Consider the following 14,062-nt stretch of genomic DNA (forward strand, 5'->3'; position numbering starts at 1 on the left):
GGCGGAGCCTTCCGCCGCGCGCGCGATCATCGCCAGCGCGTCGTCGTCGACCGAAATGCCTTCCTGGCCGGCGATCGAGGAAAGATGCGCGACCAGCGCGCCGGCATCGATGCGCCTCAGGTCRAARCGCTGGCAGCGCGACAGGACGGTGATCGGMACCTTGCGGATTTCGGTGGTGGCGAAGATGAATTTSACGTGCGGMGGCGGCTCYTCCAGCGTTTTCARCAGGCCGTTGAAGGCCTGKGTCGACAGCATGTGCACTTCGTCGATGATGTAAACCTTGTAGCGGGCCGAGACCGGCGCGTAGCGCACGCGCTCGATGATGTCCCTGATGTCGTCGATGCCGGTATGCGAGGCAGCGTCCATCTCGATGACGTCGACATGGCGGCCTTCCATGATCGCCTGGCAATGCTCGCCGAGCACGGCGAGGTCGACCGAGGGCTGGTCGACGGTCGCGTTCCTGTAGTTCAGCGCCCGCGCCAGGATGCGCGCGGTGGTGGTCTTGCCGACGCCGCGAACGCCGGTCAGCATCCAGGCCTGGGCGATGCGGCCGGTGGCAAAGGCATTGGTGAGGGTGCGCACCATCGGCTCCTGGCCGACCAGCTCGGAAAAATTCGACGGACGGTATTTGCGCGCCAGCACGCGGTAGGCAGCGGCCTTTCCATTTTCCGGGCTTTTTGGCTCCAGGCTTTTTGGCCCCGAATTTCCGGCTTCGCTCATTCGCCCGTTAAGCTCCAAAAGGCCGCGCCCAAAGGCGCCGATTCCTGCGCATAGTCTCGCCCGCGCTGCAATGCGTCGTCAATGTCGCGAGGAGGGCCGATGAGGTGGGAGGCTGGAACAATGACCCGTTCCGGGCTCGTTAGGGCTGCTTCCTTCCGGACCTGACCCGGTTGGCGAGTGGATCGTCCACCACCAACCTCCCGCTGTCCATATCGGCAATTGCGCGATGAAATGCAAGTGCGCAGGCGATTTGGCGCACCAAACCATGAGAGCAACAATGATTCGCTTGCAGCCCCCGTGCCAGCGCTCTAGCGTTCATGCGTTTTAAGAAACCAAGAAAAGCAAGGGAAACGCCGATGCTGCCGGGCCTGAAGGCCGGATTTACGCTGGATGCCCGGCTGGAGGCGGACAGCGAGCAGTTGATGTGGCTTGGGCTCTGCGAATTGCGGGTGATGAACGATCGCCGCTGGCCGTGGCTGCTCCTGGTGCCGCAGCGGCCGGGCGCGGAAGAAATCCACGACATGACGCYGCTCGACCAGGCGATGCTGACCTTCGAGACCAATATGGTGGCGCAGGCGCTGAAGAAAGTGAGCGGTTGCACCAAGATCAACACCGGCGCGCTCGGCAATATCGTGCGCCAATTGCATATCCACATCATCGCCCGGTCCGAAGGCGATCCCGGCTGGCCCGGCCCGGTATGGGGGCATGGCCTGCGCGAACCCTATCAGGGTTCCGACCTGCGCCGGTTTGCCGAAACGATAAGGGCGGCGCTATAAGCCTTCCCCAGTATCCATCTTAAAAACATGTTCATCCCCAGACATGTCCATCCCAGAGCATCAGAGTCCGCATGAGCTTCAGCCTTTTTGACGCGCCCCTGCGCGAGCCGAGCCAGTCCGTCGGCTTTGCCGGCAACACGATCGACCGGCAATCCGAGAACCGCGCCGACGATTCGGTCGAGAAGGCGCTGGCCGATCCGACGACGCGGCTGCTGTTGATGAATGGCGGCCGGCTCCACCTGAAGCTCGACGGGGGTGGCGGCCTCGATCCCTGGTTCGGCACCGCCGAGAGCGAGCCCTTCAAGCCTTCCTTCGCCGGGGGTGTCCTGCTCGGCTTTTCCGAACAGGGGCCGGTGCTGGCGATGCCAGTCGGAATCGAGGCCGAACAGCTGCCGGAGACCGTCAAGGCGATCGACTACCGATCGGTCTATATGCAAGGGCTGGTCGACGAGRCGGCKGCYGGCGCGATGGCGCAAGGGGCCGCCTTGCTCGCCTGGCATGCCAGCCACCGTTTCTGCAGCAAATGCGGCACCGARTCGSASATGCGGGCCGGCGGCTACAAGCGGCACTGCCCGAATTGCGGCACCGAGCATTTCCCGCGCACCGACCCGGTGGCGATCATGCTGACGGCGACGCGGGAGAAATGCCTGCTCGGCCGCGGCCGACACTTCGCGCCGGGCATGTATTCCGCACTTGCCGGCTTCATCGAGCCGGGCGAGACGATCGAGGCGGCGGTGCGCCGCGAAACGCTGGAGGAGGCCGGCATCCGGCTGGGCCGCGTCGTCTACCACGCCAGCCAGCCCTGGCCGTTTCCCTATTCGCTGATGATCGGCTGCTTCGGCGAGCCGCTCAATGAAGACATCCAGGCCGACCTCAACGARCTSGARGAYTGCCGCTGGTTTKKCCGCGACGAGGTMCGSCTGATGCTGGCGCGGGAGCATCCCGACAATCTGGTCACACCGCCCAAAGGGGCAATCGCGCATCACCTCATCCGCGCCTGGGTCGACAGCGAATAACCAATACCGAAAGACATTGCAGGAGAGACAAATGATCCGTCACACCGTCGTCTTCACGCTGAAACATGCACCGCACTCACTGGACGAAAAGCGGTTCTTGGTCGATGCCAAGAAAATCCTCTCGGCGATACGCGGCGTCACGCATTTCGAACAGCTGCGGCAGATCAGCCCCAAGAACGACTATCAGTTCGGCTTCTCGATGGAGTTCGCCGACCAGGCGGCCTACACCAGGTACAACGACCACCCCGACCACGTCGCCTTCGTGCGCGACCGCTGGGTGCCGGAAGTCGAGAAATTTCTCGAGATCGATTACGTGCCGCTGGGCTCGGTGGTTTAGAGCATGATCCCGAAAAGTGGAAACCGGTTTTCGGAAGAGATCATGCTCARTAGGAGCTAATCCGCGACCTTCCACTGCTCACGCGACTCGCTGGCCGGATAGACGCCCAAAATCCGCACCTCGCGGGAGAAGAAGCGCAGTTCCTCCAGCGCCAGCTTGACCAGCGGATCATCGGGATGGCCTTCGATGTCGGCGTAAAACAGCGTCGCCGTGAAGGCGCCGAGCTGGTAGCTCTCCAGCTTGGTCATGTTGATGCCGTTGGTGGCGAAGCCGCCCATGGCCTTGTAGAGCGCGGCCGGCACGTTGCGGACGCGGAACATGAAGGTCGTCATCATCTTGATGTCGGCCGAGGGCCGTTCGGCCAATCGCTTGTCCTTGGTCAGGACGACGAAGCGGGTGACGTTGCTATCGGTGTCCTCGACATTCCTCTCGATGATGTCGAGCCCGTAGAGTTCGGCGGCGAGCGCCGGGGCGAGCGAGGCCATGGTGCGGTCCTTGAGCTCCGACACCAGCTTCGCAGAGCCCGCTGTGTCGCCGGCAATCACCGGCTTCCAGCCATTCTTGCGGATGTATTTGCGGCACTGCCCGAGCGCATGGATGTGGCTGTGGACGGTCTTGATCTCCTCGCGTTTGACGCCCGGCAGCACCATCAGCTGGAAGTGGATCGGCAGGAAATACTCGCCGACGATGTGGAGCTTCGATTCCGGCAACAGATGATGGATGTCGGCGACGCGCCCGGCGATCGTGTTCTCGATCGGGATCATGGCGAGGTCGGCCTTGTTGGTCTCGACCGCGTTGAAGGCATCCTCGAAGGTCGGGCACGGCAACGGYTCCATCGACGGGWASAYGTTGCGGSWGGCGGTGTCGGAATTGGCGCCCGGCTCGCCCTGGAAGGATATTCTGTTGGTCTTTTCAGGCATGGCCGGGTCTCGATTCAAGGGGGCGAAGGGATTGCTCAGTTTGAAAGGATGGTTCGGGCGCGCTCAAGGTCTTCCGGCGTGTCGACGCCAAGCGGCAGCGACTGGACGATCTCGGCGTCGATACGCATGCCGGCTTCCAGCGCCCGCAACTGCTCCAGCCGCTCGCGGCGCTCTAGCGGCGACGGCTTCAGCGCGACGAAACGCTCGAGTGCCGAGCGACGATAGGCGTAGAGGCCGACATGGTGATAGAGCGGCCCCTCGCCCCAAGGTGCCGTGGCGCGGGTGAAATAGAGGGCCCGCAGCCGCGTCGCCGACAGCGGCGAACCGACGATCTTGACGACATTGGAATTGGTCTTTTCCTCGTCGCGGACGATCTCGACGCCGAGCGTGGCGATATCCACCGCTGCGTCCTCGAACGGCCTGAGCGAGGCGGCGATGATGCCGGGATCGATGGTCGGAAGGTCACCCTGGACATTGACGATCGTTTCGACCTCGTGCCCGGGATCGAGCGCGAGCAGCGCCTCGTGGATGCGGTCGGAGCCGGACTCGTGGTCAACGCGCGTCATCACCGCCTCGAACCCATGCGCGCGCACCGCTTCGGCGACGCTTTGCGTGTCGGTTGCCACCACCACCCGGCCGAGGCCGGCTTCGGCCGCGCGGCGGGCGACATGGACGATCATCGGCGCGCCGGCAATGTCGGCCAGCGGCTTGCCCGGTAGTCGGGTCGAGGCCATGCGGGCCGGGATCAGGATCAAGGTGGACATCGGTATGGCGAGGCGTTCGAAAAGAGGACAGGGAAAAGTGGCAAAAGGTCTCACTGGCAGCGCCCTTATAGGTGTTGCAACGCCGCAGCAAAAGACCTAGTTTCCGCCCGATTTGACCGGCTCTGGAGGGCAGGTCTCGATACCGACGGACGGAGTGGACGGATCAGTCCGCCGGAAAAGGGAGCAAGGGGCGAATGGATTCCAACGAAGTCAACAAACTGCTCGCCGGATTGCTTGGAACCGTTTTCGTCGTTTTCTCGGTCGGCCTGGTGTCGGACGCGCTGTTTGCCTCGCCGGCCCCGGAAAAGCCCGGCTTCATCATCGAGGCCGCTGAGCCCGCCGAAGGCGGCCCTGCCACGCCGGCTGCTCCAGCCAAGCCGATCGCCGACCTKYTGGCSACYGCCAATGTCGAGCAAGGTGCCGCCGTCTTCAAGAAATGCCAGGCCTGCCATTCCGGCGAAAAGGGCGGCCCCAACAAGGTCGGTCCCGATCTGTGGGACCTCGTCGACCGCCCGGTCGCCGAACATGAAGGCTTCGCCTATTCGGCCGGCATGAAGGAATTTTCCAAGGGCGGTACTGAGAAGTGGACCTACGACAACATCAACCACTTCATCACCTCGCCGAAGAAGTTCGTGAAGGGCACGGCCATGGGCTTCGCCGGCCTGCCCAAGGACGAGGACCGCGCCAACGTCATCGCCTATCTGCGCACGCTGTCGGACAATCCCAAGCCGCTGCCGGCACCGGGTGCCGCCGCTGACGCCAGCGCGCCTGCCAAACCGGCCGATGCAGCCGCCCCGGCCAAGCCCGCTGACGGCGCCGCACCGGCCAAGCCTGCCGCACCGGCAGCACCAGCTCCCGCGGCTCCGGCCAAATAACCAGATATCATCGCGACGACCTTGAAAAAGCCGGGTTCTRCCCGGCTTTTTTGTTAGGAAWRATGCATATGCGGCGACAAAGCCGCGCATGGCGGTTTTCACGCGCGGCAAATCATCTAGATTGCCCTTCTGGATGATCTGGCACGCATGGCGAAGAGGATAGTGCATGACGGTTGGCCGAACGCTTCTCAAGTCGCTGCTGGCGGCGACCCTGCTGGTAGCGGGGTTGCAGACGACCCGGGCCGACGAGTGGCGCACCACCTCATCGCTGATCGGCGAGTCCAAATACGGCGACAATTTCCAGCACTACGACTACGTCAACCCGAATGCACCCAAGGGCGGCAACTACAACTCCGTCGTCCAGGGGACATTCGACAGCTTCAATCCCTACATCGTGCAAGGCGCGCCGGCCGCCGGCTTTCAGCCGTTCGGCGGCGGCCTGCTCTACGACACGCTTATGGACCAGGCGACCGACGAAGGCAGCGTCAGCCATCCGCTGATCGCCGACGCCTATAAATATCCGGCCGACTATTCCTCGGCGACCTACCGGCTGGACCCGCGYGCGAAATGGCATGACGGGCAGCCGATCACCGTCGACGACGTGATCTGGTCGTTCCAGATGCTGAAGGCGAACAGCCCGATGTACAGCCGCTATTTCGAGAACGTCACCGAGGCGGTGGCGATCTCCGACCGCGAGGTCGAATTCCATTTCAGCCAAAAGGGCAACCGCGAACTGCCCAAGATCCTTGGCGACCTGGTCGTTCTGCCCAAGCATTGGTGGGAAGGCACCGATGCTGCCGGCAAGAAACGCGACATCACCAAGGGGACGCTGGAGCCGCCGCTTGGCTCGGCAGCCTACAAGATTGCCAGCTTCAAGCCGGGCTCGGAGATCGTCTGGCAGCGCGTACCGGATTATTGGGGCGCCAAGTTGCCGGTGAAGATCGGGCGCGAGAATTTCGACACCCAGCGCTTCACCTACATTCTTGACGACAATGCTGCCTGGCAAGCCTTCAAGAAGGGGGGGCTCGACGATATCAAGCCGGAAAACAGCTCGAAGAAATGGGCGACGTTTTATGATTTCCCGGCGATCAAGGCCGGCGACGTGATCAAGCAGGAATTCAAGACCACCTCGCCGGAGCCGATGCAGGCCTTCATGCTCAACCAGAGGCGGCCGCTGTTCCAGGATCGCCTGGTACGCGAGGCACTGACCTATGCATACGATTTCGAGACGATGAACCGGACGCTGTTCTTCGGCTTCAACACCCGTACCAGCAGTTACTTCCAGGGCACGGAGCTGGCATCGAGCGGCCTGCCGCAAGGCAAGGAACTGGAAATCCTGGAGAAATACCGCGACAAGCTGCCGCCCGAGCTGTTCACGCAGGAGTTCAAGCTGCCGGTCTATGACACGCCGCAAGCCGAGCGCAAATATCTGAGGCAGGCGGTCGATCTGTTCGCCAAGGCCGGCTGGGTGATCAAGGGCGGCAAGATGGTCAACGCCAAGACCGGCGAGCCGTTCAAGTTCGAGATCATCGGCTCGAGTGAAACGGACCAGGTCCTTTCCGGCACCTACATCGCCAATCTACGCAAAATCGGCGTCGATGCGACGCTGCGCATCATCGACCAGAGCCAATACATCAACCGCGTCAACAATTTCGATTACGACGTCATCACCAGCCAGCTGCAGCAATCGGAATCGCCCGGTAATGAGCAACGCGATTTCTGGAGCTCGAAGGCCGCTGACACACCGGGAGCGCGCAACTATTCCGGCATCAAGGATCCGGTCGTCGATGCCCTTGTCGACCGCATCATCTTCGCCACCGACCGCGACGATCTCGTGGCCGTCACCCATGCGCTCGACCGGGTGCTGCTGTGGAACTACTATGTCGTGCCACAATATTACCGTGCGGTGGTGTGGCTCGCCTACTGGAACAAGTTCGGCATTCCGGACAAGCAGCCAAGCTACCGCGGCGCCGATATCGATTCCTGGTGGATCGACACCGAAAAGGAAAAGGCGCTCGCGGCCAAATACAGGGGCAGCGATTGATGGGGCAGCAGCCGATGCTTCCACGTCGCGACTTCCTGGCGCTCGGCGCCGCGGCAACCGCCGCCGCGCTGCTGCCGGGCAAGGCTTTTGCCGCCAGCCCGACCGGCGTGAAACTGCACGGGCTGTCGGCCTTCGGCGATCTCAAATACAAGCCGGACTTCACCCATTTCGACTATGTCAATGTCGATGCGCCGCAAGGCGGCACCTTCAACTTCCTGCCGCGCAACTGGGGCGCCAACCAGACGCCGCTGACCTTCAACACGCTGAACTCGTTCGTTCCCAAAGGCGATTCGCCGCAGCGCATGGAGATGTGCTTCGATTCGCTGATGGTGAGAGCGCTCGACGAGCCTGACGCCGTCTACGGGCTGATCGCTGACGGCGTGACGATTTCAGACGACCGTAACGGTTTCACCTTCTCGCTGCGTCCGCAGGCGCGTTTCCATGACGGCACGCCGCTGACGGCCGAAGACGCCGCCTTCACCTTCAAGCTGTTGAAGGACAAGGGGCATCCGGACTATTCGCTGCCGCTGACGCATCTGAACGACGCTATCGCCATCGATGTTCACACGTTGAAGCTTGCCTTCTCCGGCAAGCAGACAACCCGCACCATCCTCAACGTCGTTGCGTTCCCGATCCTGTCGAAGGCTTTCTATACGGCCAATCCGTTCGATTCCTCGCAGATGAACCCGCCGCTTGGGTCAAGCGCCTACAAGGTCGGSCRCTGGTCGGCAGGRGCSTGGATCGAATATGAGCGYGTSGCCGACTATTGGGGCAACGACCTGCCGATCAATCGCGGCCAGAACAATTTTCAGCGCATTCGTGTCGAGTTCTACCAGGACCGCAACGTTGCCTTCGAAGCGTTCAAGAAGGGAGAGATCCTCTACAAGGAGGAATTCGTGTCGCGTGTCTGGGCGACGGGCTACGACTTCCCCGCCTTCATTGCCGGCAAGGTGGTGAAGCRCGAATTYCCSGCYGAAACGATGCCTTCCATGCAGGCCACCGCCGTCAAYCAGCGGCGCGAGCAATTCCACGACCCGCGCGTGCGGCAAGCGATCGGGCTCTGCTTCGACTTCGAATGGACGAAGCGCAATTTCTTTTACGGCTCCTATGAGCGCTCGCAATCCTGCTTCGAGCAATCCGATTTTCGTGCCGAGGGCGTCCCGTCGCCGCAGGAACTTGCCTTGCTCGAGCCACTACGCGGCCAGATTCCGGCCGAGGCTTTTGGCGAAGCCGTCACACAAGACGTGTCGAACGGCTCCGGTCGCGACCGCCAGCTGCTCGGCAAGGCGGCCAAGCTCCTGACCGACGCCGGCTGGAAACGCTCCGGTAATTTCGTCGTCAACGACAAGGACGGTCGACTGTCGGCAGAGTTCCTTGTCGATGACGAGGTCTTCGAGCAGGTTTACTCGCCCTGGGTGGAAAACATGAAGGCGGTCGGCATTGATGCCTCTATCCGGCTGGTCGACGCCGCGCAGTATCAGCTGCGACAGAATTTGTTCGACTACGATCTTATCTCGGTTGCCGCCCGGTTTCCGGCGACACCAACCCGTGACGACCTCGAAACCTTTTTCCACTCGCGAACCGCAACTCTGTCGGGCACACGCAATCTGCCGGGAACATCGAGCCCGGCCATCGACGCCCTGGTCGATGCCGCCGGCGCCGCCAAGGATCGCGAAAGCCTGACAATTGCCATGCGTGCGCTCGACCGGGTCTTGCGTGCACGGCGCGATTGGATTCCAAGTTGGTTCTTGGCGAATCACCGAAGCGCCTATTGGGACATGTTCGGCTTTCCCGAGCGGAAACCCGATTTCGAGTTTCCGGTCGAAGCGCTGTGGTGGGTCGACAAGGGCAAGGCGGCAAAAATTGGCAAAGCCTGACATGACCGTTCGCGCAAGATTGGCGGGCTGATGGGCGCCTATATACTGCGACGCATCCTTCTGATGATCCCGACGCTGTTCGGCATCATGGCGATCTCCTTTGCCGTGATCCAGTTCGCGCCCGGCGGTCCGGTCGAGCAGGTGATTGCCAGCCTGACCAACCAGGGCGGCAGCGATCGCCTCGGCGGCGGCGGTGGCGACGCCGGCACCGGTGGCAATTTCGATGTGGCCGGCGATATCAGTTCGAAATACCGCGGCGCCCAGGGTCTTGACCCCGAGTTCATCAAGAAGCTGGAAAAGCAGTTCGGCTTCGACAAGCCGCCGCTCGAACGCTTCGGCATGATGCTGTGGAACTATATCCGGTTCGATTTCGGCGACAGCTATTTCCGCGACATATCGGTGCTCGACCTGATCCTCGAAAAGATGCCGGTGTCGATCTCGCTCGGCATCTGGATCACCATCCTGTCCTACCTGATCTCGATCCCGCTTGGCATCCGCAAGGCGGTCAAGGATGGTTCGGCGTTCGACATGTGGACCAGCGGCGTCGTCATCATCGGCTATGCCATACCGGGCTTCCTGTTCGGCATCCTGCTGATGGTGCTGTTTGCCGGCGGCTCGTTCTGGGACTGGTTCCCGTTGCGCGGCATCGTTTCGGACAATTGGGACCAGTTGTCCTGGCCGGACAGGATCGTCGACTATATCTGGCACATGACCTTGCCGCTGACCGCGCTGGTGCTGTCGGCCTTTGCCACGACGACGCTGCTCACCAAGAATTCCTTCCTCGAGGAAATCCGCAAGCAATATGTSGTGACGGCGCGCGCCAAGGGCCTGTCGGAGCGCAAGGTGCTCTACGGCCATGTCTTCCGCAACGCCATGCTGATCGTCATTGCCGGCTTTCCCGGCGCCTTCATCTCGGCCTTCTTCACCGGCTCGCTGCTGATCGAGAACATCTTCTCGCTCGACGGTCTTGGCCTGCTCGGCTTCAAGTCGGTGTTGGCGCGCGATTATCCGGTCGTGTTCGCCAATCTCTACATCTTCTCGCTGCTTGGGCTGTTCGTCGGATTGCTGTCCGACCTGATGTACACCTGGGTCGATCCGCGCATCGATTTCGAGCGGAGAGACATCTGATGTCCGAAGCCGTTGTCGAGAACACGCCGACACGCGCCAAACGGCCCTGGCTGTCGCCGCTGAACCGCCGGCGCTGGCAGAATTTCAAGGCCAACCGGCGCGGCTACTGGTCGCTGTGGATCTTCCTTGTCCTGTTCGGTCTGTCGCTGTTTTCCGAATGGATCGCCAACGACAAGCCGATCCTCGTCTCCTACAAGGGCGAGATCCTGTTTCCGGTGCTGGTCGCCTACCCCGAGGAAAAATTCGGCGGCTTCTATGCCGTGACCGATTATCGCGACCCGGTCATCCGCGACGAGATCAACGCCAATGGCTGGATGATCTGGCCACCGATCCGCTACTCCTATCGCACCGTCAACAATGCGATCCCCGATGCCGCTCCTGCAAAGCCGTCATGGCAATATGATGCGGACCAGCGCTGCAGCCAGTACCCGCAGAAGGCCGCCGATCCCGACTGCATTGTCGGCAACTGGAACTGGCTGGGCACCGACGAYCAGGCGCGCGACGTGCTGGCGCGGCTTATCTACGGTTTCAGGATCTCGGTGCTGTTCGGCCTGATCCTGACTGCCGGCTCGTCGCTGATCGGCGTCGCCGCGGGCGCCATGCAGGGTTATTTCGGCGGCTGGACCGATCTTCTGTTTCAGCGCGTCATCGAGATCTGGTCARCGATCCCGGTGCTCTATCTGCTGCTCATCGTCTCCGCCATCCTGCCGCCCGGCTTCTTCATCCTGCTTGGCCTGATGCTGATCTTCTCCTGGGTGTCGCTGGTCGGGGTGGTGCGGGCCGAGTTCCTGCGCGCCCGCAATTTCGAATATGTCAACGCGGCGCGCGCGCTCGGCGTGCCCAACCGCACGATCATGTTCCGGCATCTGTTGCCCAACGCCATGGTGGCGACGCTGACCTTTCTGCCGTTCCTGACCAGTGGTTCGATCTCGACGCTGACCTCGCTCGACTATCTCGGCTTCGGCCTGCCTCCGGGCTCGCCGTCGCTAGGCGAACTCATGAAGCAGGCGCAAAGCAACCTGAACGCGCCCTGGCTCGGTATTTCCGGCTTCGTCGTCGTGTCGCTGATGCTGTCGCTGCTGGTGTTCATCGGTGAGGCCGCGCGCGATGCCTTCGATCCGCGCAAGGCATTCAGATGAGCGAAATTCTGCTCTCTATCCGCGATCTTAGCGTCGCCTTCACCCAAGGCGGCAACCAGTCGATAGCTGTCGACCACATTTCCTTCGACCTCGCCAAGGGCGAGACCGTGGCACTGGTCGGCGAGTCCGGCTCCGGCAAATCGGTGTCGGCCTTGTCAGTGCTGAAGCTCCTGCCCTATCCGACGGCCAGCCACCCTTCGGGAAAGATCCTGTTCCAGGGCGCCGACCTGCTTGCCATGAACGAGAAGCAGTTGCGGCAGGTGCGCGGCAACAAGATCACCATGATCTTCCAGGAGCCGATGACCTCGCTCAATCCGCTGCACACGATCGAGCACCAGATTGTCGAGATCCTGAAGTTGCATCAAGGCATGGCCGACCGCCCGGCCAAGGCACGCACGCTGGCCTTGCTCAAGGAAGTGGGTATCCGCGAGCCGGAAAAACGCCTCGACGCCTATCCGCACCAGCTCTCCGGCGGTCAGCGCCAGCGCGTCATGATCGCCATGGCGCTGGCCAACGAACCCGAACTCCTGATTGCCGACGAGCCGACGACGGCGCTCGATGTCACCGTGCAGGCACAGATCCTCGAACTGCTGGCGGGGTTGAAAAGCCGCAAGGGCATGTCGATGCTGTTCATCACCCATGACCTCGGCATCGTGCGCAAGATCGCCGACCGGGTCTGCGTGATGACCAAGGGCAAGATCGTCGAGACCGGACCGACCAAGGACATCTTCGCCAACCCGCAGCACGCCTATACCAGGCATTTGCTGGCGGCCGAACCGAAGGGCAAGCCGCCGGCCGCCAACGATGCCGCCAAGCCTGTCATGACCGGCAAGGACATCAAGGTCTGGTTCCCGATCAAGAAGGGGTTTTTCCGAACCACCGTCGATCATGTGAAGGCGGTCGACGGCATCGATGTCACCGTGCGCGCCGGCCAGACGCTGGGCGTGGTCGGCGAATCCGGCTCCGGCAAGACGACGCTCGGCCTGGCGCTGGCGCGCATGATCTCATCGACCGGAAGCATCCAGTTCAACGGCCGCGACATCAATCAGCTCACCTTCAACGCCATGCGGCCGCTCAGGCGCGAATTGCAGATCGTGTTCCAGGATCCGTTCGGCTCGCTCAGCCCGCGCATGTCGATTGCCGAGATCATCGAGGAAGGGCTGAAGATCCACGAGCCGAAGCTGTCGCCCGATCAACGCGACGACAAGGTGGCCGCCGTGCTGAAGGAGGTCGGCCTCGATCCGGCGACCCGCAACCGCTATCCGCACGAGTTTTCCGGCGGCCAGCGCCAGCGCGTCGCCATCGCGCGCGCCATGGTGCTCAACCCGCGCTTCGTTATGCTGGACGAGCCGACATCGGCGCTCGACATGAGCGTGCAGGCGCAGGTCGTCGACCTCCTGCGCGCTCTGCAGGCMAAGCACGACCTYGCCTAYCTCTTCATCAGCCAYGACCTSAARGTCATCCGSGCSCTTGCCAACGACGTCATCGTCATGCGCAATGGCAGGATYGTCGAAGCCGGCCCKTCCSARCAGATTTTYGARMRKCCGCARACCGACTATACTAGGGCACTGATCTCGGCCGCCTTCAAGATAGAGACAGCGCCGGTCGGCATCGTCAGCGAGTAATTTGCGTAGAGAGGGACTAGACGAACCGCGATGGAAAAAGGCCGTATCCTGCTTGCCGTCACCGGCTTTCATCCGCAGCGCTGGCGCGACCTGTTGTCGGCCGAGCGCGAGGTGGTGCTGGAGCCGGACGGCGCCAAGGATCCGTCGATCACCTATGCGGTGGTGTGGAAGCAGAAGCCGAACCTGTTATCGTTGCTGCCCAATCTGCGCGCCATCTTCTCGATCGGCGCCGGCGTCGACCATGTCTTCGCCGACCCAGGCCTGCCCGACGTGCCGATCGTCAGGGTCGTCGCCGACAACCTCACCCAGTACATGACCGAATATGTCGTCTGGCGGGTGCTCGATCACCATCGCCAGGGCCTGCTCTACCGGCAGCAACAGCCGAAGAAGATCTGGCACGAGCCGCCACAGAGGCCGGCCGGCGACATTTCCGTCGGCATTATGGGGCTCGGCAATCTCGGCCGCGCCGCGGCCTCGGTGCTGCTGTCGCTCGGCTTCGCCGTCAATGGCTGGTCACGCAACGACCGGCCGATGAAAGGGGTCGCGACCTATTCCGGCGAGGCCGGTTTGATCCCCTTTCTCAAGGCGACCGATATCCTTGTCGTGCTGTTGCCGCTGACGCCGGACACGCAAGGCATCATCAATTACGGCGTGCTGAAGGAGCTGCGCAAGCGCAACGGCCTCGGCGGTTCGGTGCTGATCAACGCCGGACGCGGCCGCCTGCAGAAGGACGCCGACATCGTGCGGGCGCTGGATGACGGCACGCTGAAAGAGGCGAGCCTCGACGTGTTCGAGGTCGAACCGCTGCCGAAGACCAGCCCGCTGTGGAACCATCCAAAAG

At 62.3% G+C, this 14,062-nt stretch carries 13 protein-coding genes and 1 other RNA gene; 10 read left to right on the top strand and 4 right to left on the bottom strand.

Features of this window, described 5'->3' with window-relative positions; translation table 11 throughout:
* Both dnaX and ffs read right to left on the bottom strand, forming a co-directional pair.
* A partial coding sequence (gene dnaX / locus AC1DX0_RS19740; protein ID WP_477356528.1) for a DNA polymerase III subunit gamma/tau occupies nt 1–720 on the bottom strand: 720 nt, incomplete at its 3' end.
* Nucleotides 721–824: 104 nt separating this feature from the next.
* An RNA gene (gene ffs, locus AC1DX0_RS19745) (signal recognition particle sRNA small type) lies at nt 825–921 on the bottom strand.
* A gap of 155 nt (nt 922–1,076) precedes the next feature.
* Between ffs and AC1DX0_RS19750 the strand changes: the two genes are divergently transcribed.
* From AC1DX0_RS19750 to AC1DX0_RS19760, 3 genes are all read left to right on the top strand, one after another.
* The gene (locus tag AC1DX0_RS19750; protein ID WP_477356530.1) at nt 1,077–1,496 is read left to right on the top strand and encodes an HIT domain-containing protein; all 420 of its coding nucleotides are present in this window, start codon (nt 1,077–1,079) and stop codon (nt 1,494–1,496) included.
* A gap of 71 nt (nt 1,497–1,567) precedes the next feature.
* Nucleotides 1,568–2,512, top strand: coding sequence for an NAD(+) diphosphatase (nudC, locus tag AC1DX0_RS19755; RefSeq protein ID WP_477356532.1), 945 nt, complete (start codon nt 1,568–1,570; stop codon nt 2,510–2,512).
* 31 nt (nt 2,513–2,543) lie between these two features.
* Nucleotides 2,544–2,849, top strand: coding sequence for a Dabb family protein (locus tag AC1DX0_RS19760; RefSeq protein WP_258585983.1), 306 nt, complete (start codon nt 2,544–2,546; stop codon nt 2,847–2,849).
* Nucleotides 2,850–2,905: 56 nt separating this feature from the next.
* Here the strand turns inward: AC1DX0_RS19760 and AC1DX0_RS19765 are convergent, their stop codons facing one another.
* Nucleotides 2,906–3,769, bottom strand: a complete 864-nt coding sequence (locus tag AC1DX0_RS19765) for a prephenate dehydratase (protein WP_477356534.1) — start codon at nt 3,767–3,769, stop codon at nt 2,906–2,908.
* 35 nt (nt 3,770–3,804) lie between these two features.
* Nucleotides 3,805–4,533: a 3-deoxy-manno-octulosonate cytidylyltransferase gene (locus tag AC1DX0_RS19770; RefSeq protein ID WP_477223060.1), complete on the bottom strand. Its 729-nt coding sequence runs from the start codon at nt 4,531–4,533 to the stop codon at nt 3,805–3,807.
* 194 nt (nt 4,534–4,727) lie between these two features.
* On the opposite strand from AC1DX0_RS19770, the gene AC1DX0_RS19775 reads away from it, so the two are divergent.
* The 7 genes from AC1DX0_RS19775 to AC1DX0_RS19805 all read left to right on the top strand — a co-directional run.
* Complete coding sequence (locus tag AC1DX0_RS19775) at nt 4,728–5,408, top strand: c-type cytochrome (RefSeq protein ID WP_477223061.1); 681 nt, start codon at nt 4,728–4,730, stop codon at nt 5,406–5,408.
* 166 nt (nt 5,409–5,574) lie between these two features.
* Nucleotides 5,575–7,452: an extracellular solute-binding protein gene (locus AC1DX0_RS19780; protein ID WP_477223062.1), complete on the top strand. Its 1,878-nt coding sequence runs from the start codon at nt 5,575–5,577 to the stop codon at nt 7,450–7,452.
* A gap of 14 nt (nt 7,453–7,466) precedes the next feature.
* Nucleotides 7,467–9,329, top strand: a complete 1,863-nt coding sequence (locus tag AC1DX0_RS19785) for an extracellular solute-binding protein (protein ID WP_477356536.1) — start codon at nt 7,467–7,469, stop codon at nt 9,327–9,329.
* 30 nt (nt 9,330–9,359) lie between these two features.
* Nucleotides 9,360–10,457 carry a microcin C ABC transporter permease YejB gene (locus AC1DX0_RS19790; RefSeq protein ID WP_475453724.1) on the top strand — a complete coding sequence of 366 codons (1,098 nt, stop codon included), beginning with the start codon at nt 9,360–9,362 and terminating at the stop codon, nt 10,455–10,457.
* Entirely contained in the window at nt 10,457–11,596 is a 1,140-nt protein-coding gene (locus tag AC1DX0_RS19795; protein ID WP_477356538.1) for an ABC transporter permease, read from the top strand. The genes AC1DX0_RS19790 and AC1DX0_RS19795 overlap by 1 nt, the downstream gene beginning before the upstream one ends.
* The gene (locus tag AC1DX0_RS19800; RefSeq protein ID WP_477356540.1) at nt 11,593–13,221 is read left to right on the top strand and encodes an ABC transporter ATP-binding protein; all 1,629 of its coding nucleotides are present in this window, start codon (nt 11,593–11,595) and stop codon (nt 13,219–13,221) included. The genes AC1DX0_RS19795 and AC1DX0_RS19800 overlap by 4 nt, the downstream gene beginning before the upstream one ends.
* A 30-nt stretch (nt 13,222–13,251) precedes the next feature.
* The coding region (locus AC1DX0_RS19805; RefSeq protein ID WP_477356542.1) for a 2-hydroxyacid dehydrogenase at nt 13,252–14,062 on the top strand (811 nt) is incomplete at its 3' end.

Source organism: Mesorhizobium sp. P3_A9, from assembly GCF_056402975.1.

What these genes read in the sequence shown, in the direction of transcription:
- AC1DX0_RS19760 (WP_258585983.1), top strand. Translation starts at nt 2,544, where the DNA reads ATGATCCGTCACACCGTCGTCTTCACGCTGAAACATGCACCGCACTCA.
- AC1DX0_RS19770 (WP_477223060.1), bottom strand. Translation starts at nt 4,533, where the DNA reads ATGTCCACCTTGATCCTGATCCCGGCCCGCATGGCCTCGACCCGACTA.